Origin of the sequence: Acidocella sp. (genome assembly GCF_013044125.1) — a bacterium.
Classification (GTDB): Bacteria; Pseudomonadota; Alphaproteobacteria; order Acetobacterales; family Acetobacteraceae; genus Acidocella.
In genome coordinates this window covers 1-3,319 of the sequence record NZ_JABEVC010000209.1, presented here as the reverse complement: position 1 = coordinate 3,319, position 3,319 = coordinate 1, and the positions used below count along the sequence as shown (strand labels likewise).

The 3,319-nt window shown below is 67.9% G+C and carries 2 protein-coding genes; one reads left to right on the top strand and one right to left on the bottom strand.

All coding sequences use genetic code 11. The features are described from left to right. The coding region (locus HKL97_RS12790) for a hypothetical protein (protein ID WP_291425967.1) at positions 1–1,599 on the bottom strand (1,599 nt) is incomplete at its 3' end. Between the two features lie 128 nt (positions 1,600–1,727). On the opposite strand from HKL97_RS12790, the gene HKL97_RS12785 reads away from it, so the two are divergent. Further along, a complete protein-coding gene (locus HKL97_RS12785; RefSeq protein WP_291425965.1) occupies positions 1,728–3,224 on the top strand; it encodes a hypothetical protein in 1,497 nt (498 codons plus the stop codon). Positions 3,225–3,319 lie beyond the last annotated feature (95 nt).

Below are 3,319 nucleotides of genomic sequence, written 5' to 3'. Positions count from 1 at the left end.
GGCGGGGGTGTGGCCGGGGGCGAAATCGCCGGTGACCACCACGGTCTGCACGCCGTATTGCGCGAGAAAGGCGGCGAGCATCGGCGGGTTGATGCGCGGCAGGGCGGCCTGGTATTTTTGCACGAACAGGGCGCGGTAGAGCGGCCAGCGGGCAAGGCGCGCGGGCGCGCCGGTGCCGAGATAGCCCTGGGCGGCCAGCGAGAAGCGCAGGCCCGCGGCGTATTGATAGCCCATCTCGACCTGGTTTTCCGGCAGGATGAGGATGCGGCTGCCGGGCGGGATAGCGCCGTTGGTGAAGACGGCGGGGATGGGCAGGCGGGTCCAGTTGCGTTCATATCCCCGGGCGGGGAGGATGAAGACCAGGCAGGCGGCCAGCAGCGCGTAGCGCGGCGGCTTGCGCCCGGGCGCCGCCAGCCAGCAGGCCAGCAGGAGCGCGATGGCCAGCCAGGCGTAGAGCATGAAGCGCGCGGGCAGCATGGATTTGAGGAAAGGCAGGACGGAGGCGGGCAGCCAGGGGGCGGTGCTGATCTCGGCCCCCAGGACATGCACATACGGGCCCAAGGCGAGCAGGCAGGCGAGGGCGGCGAAACCGGCCAGTACGCGCACGGCCGGCGCGGCGCGGTGCGTGCGCGCGATGTGGACCAGCAGCAGAAGCAGGGGGAGGCTGAGGTAATTGCCGTCCTCGGCGGTGTTGCCGCCGAATTTATTGGTGAGCGGGGCCAGCCAGTGGCCGCCCAGCCAGGTGATGGGGGTGGGCAGGATAAAGCCCAGAAGGTCTACCGAGAAATCAGCCGGGGCGGCGACGCTGTGGCTGCCGCCAGCATAGCCGCGCAGCATTTGCCAGATGAGCGGCGAGAGGATGACGAGGCTTGCGCCAATGCCCAGGGATACGCCGGGCAGCAGACGGGCCAGCGCGGCGCGCGCGGGTGGATGCAGCGCATAGAGCGTGGCGGCGGCGAGTGCGCCGAAGATGAGCAGGGTGGCGTAGAGCTCCTGGCTGACCCCGAACTCAAAGGCCAGGGCCAGCCCGAGCAGCAGCGCCAGCCGCCGGGTGCTCCAGCCGTGTTTGGCGGCGGCGATGCAGGCCCAGAGGCAAAAGGGGATGGCGAAGGTGAGGCTGAGGTTGAGGTGCCCCAGGAGATGCCCCAGCATGTAATTGGAGAAGCCGAAAACAAGACCGGCGGCGAGGGATGCGGGGGCGTCGGCCGTTAGCTCATAGGCGGCGAGATAGGCGCCCCAGCCGGACAGGCCGGGGGCGGCCAGCATGAGGGTGTTGTAAACTGCCAGCGCCCCGAATTTGAGGGTGAAGGGGGCGGCCAGCAGGGCAAGGCCGATGACGCCGGTGCGCCAGGCGAGGTTCTGGCCGAAGGGGGCGCTCACATAGCTGGTGTGGAAGAGGGGCAGATGGTGCTGCGCGGCGAAGGGCCACCAGTTAAGGAACCAGATGAAGGATAAGGGGTCACCCCCGACGCCGAAATAGGTGAGCGGCGGGGCGTTGCGCGGCGGCGCGAAGAAGGCATAGCCCAGGGCGAGCAGAAACAGCAGCGCGCCGATGTGAAACAAGAACGCAGCGGGTTTGCTGGCGGGCCGGTGGGGCATTGGGTGTTCCTGGAGCGGAACAGGCAATCCGTTCCGCTGGCGGGGAGATAGCCGGGTGCGGCGTGATTTGTAAGCCCGCGCGGGGCGTTGCTTCTCAGTTTTGTGGAATTAAGTTACACGCGCGGCGGATGGCCGGAGGGGTGGAGATGGGCGCGCAGGCGGATGGGAGAGTGCATGCCGGTGGCGCGGGGCTGGCGCCCTGGTGGCCGCGCGCGGTGCTGGCGCTGGCGGCGCTGGCGGTATGCGGTGTGCTGGCCGGGGCGTATCTGCGCGGCGGCTCGCTGGATGAGTATGCCACGGTTTATTTCGCCGACCCGCATGTGCCGTGGCGCACGGCGTGGGACCATTTGTGGCCGGGAGAGACTAATCCGCCGTTTTTTTATATCGTGGCGCGGTTCTGGGAACTGGTGAGCGGCCCGGGGCTGTTCGCGCGGCGGCTGGTGAATCTGTTGCCGCTGGGGTTTGTGCTGGCGTGGTTCGGCTGCGCGGCAAGGCGCTACCCGGCGCAGCGCGGGTTTTTGCTGGGGCTGGCGCTGTTTGCGTGCAGCGGCAAGTTCCTGCTGCTGGATTTTACGCAATACCGTGATTATTTCTCGCAATATTGCGCGGAGCTGGTGTTTCTGGGCGCCGCCACGCTGGCCTATGTGGCGCGCGCGCGCAGGGTTGACTGGTTTCAGCTCGCGGCGCTGCCGGTGCTGGTGATGTTTCATCAGGTTACCGCGCTTTATACCGCGGTGCTGCTGGCGGCGGTGCTGCTGGCGGAATGGCGGCGCGGCGCATATTTGCGGGCGGTGAGCCTGGTTTGCGTGGCCGGGGCGGCGGCGGTGCCGTTGCTGTGGTTCACCTGGTTGCAGCAGCACCAGGCGCATAGCGTGTTGGGTGAGGTTTCGTGGATTACGGCGCGCGGACCGCTGAATGCGGTTTATACGATCTTGAGCCATTTGATGCCTGCGATCGGCGAGAATTATGCGGCGGTGCTGGTGGCCGGGGCGGTGCTGCTGCGGCCGGGGATGCGCGCGCGCGCGCTGCCCGTGGCGTGGTTGCGGCTGGTGGCGGGGGCCACGGTGGCGGCAACGGGGGTGATTCTGGTTATCAACCATTTCGCGCCGTTGATCGTGGACCGGTATTTCAGTTTTTTCGCGGTTGAGGTGATGGTGCTGCTGGCGTTGCTGCTGGTGCCGGTGTTTGCCGCGCGGCCCCGGCTGGCGCTGCTGGTGGGCGCGAATGCGGCGGTATATGTGGTGTACAGCGTTTTGACCGTGCCGCTGGACCAGGGCTGGCGGCCCGACGCGGCGCTGGTGGCCCGGCTGGCCGGGCAGTGCCAGGGGACGCGGATTCATGCCGGGATGCGCCCGGATGTGCCGCCGGAGCGCATTGGCTTGGCCGAGGTGGCGGCGCGCGAGCATCTGGCGTTGCTGCCGCCGGGGCCCGATGCCCCGGGGCGCTGCCCGGTGATCTATTGGAGCGAATACGGCGTGCCGGATGCGGCGTTGATTGCGCGCGACGGCGGCGATGTGGCGCGGGCGGCCGATGCGGCGGCCGGGTTTGGGCTGGACGCGGGTGAGCTTGCCCATGCCAGGGGGATTTTGGGCAAGACCGGGGTTATTGTGGTGGTGCGCCCCTAGTGTCCTGATCGATAAATAGGCTACATTCTGGCTGGGTTTTGTACGAGGAGGCTGGAATGGCGAAGGGGCGCGCGGTTGCTGTCGTGTTGGATGAT

Coding starts and splice junctions, on each gene's coding strand:
- HKL97_RS12785 (WP_291425965.1), top strand. CDS start 1,728: ATGGCCGGAGGGGTGGAGATGGGCGCGCAGGCGGATGGGAGAGTGCAT.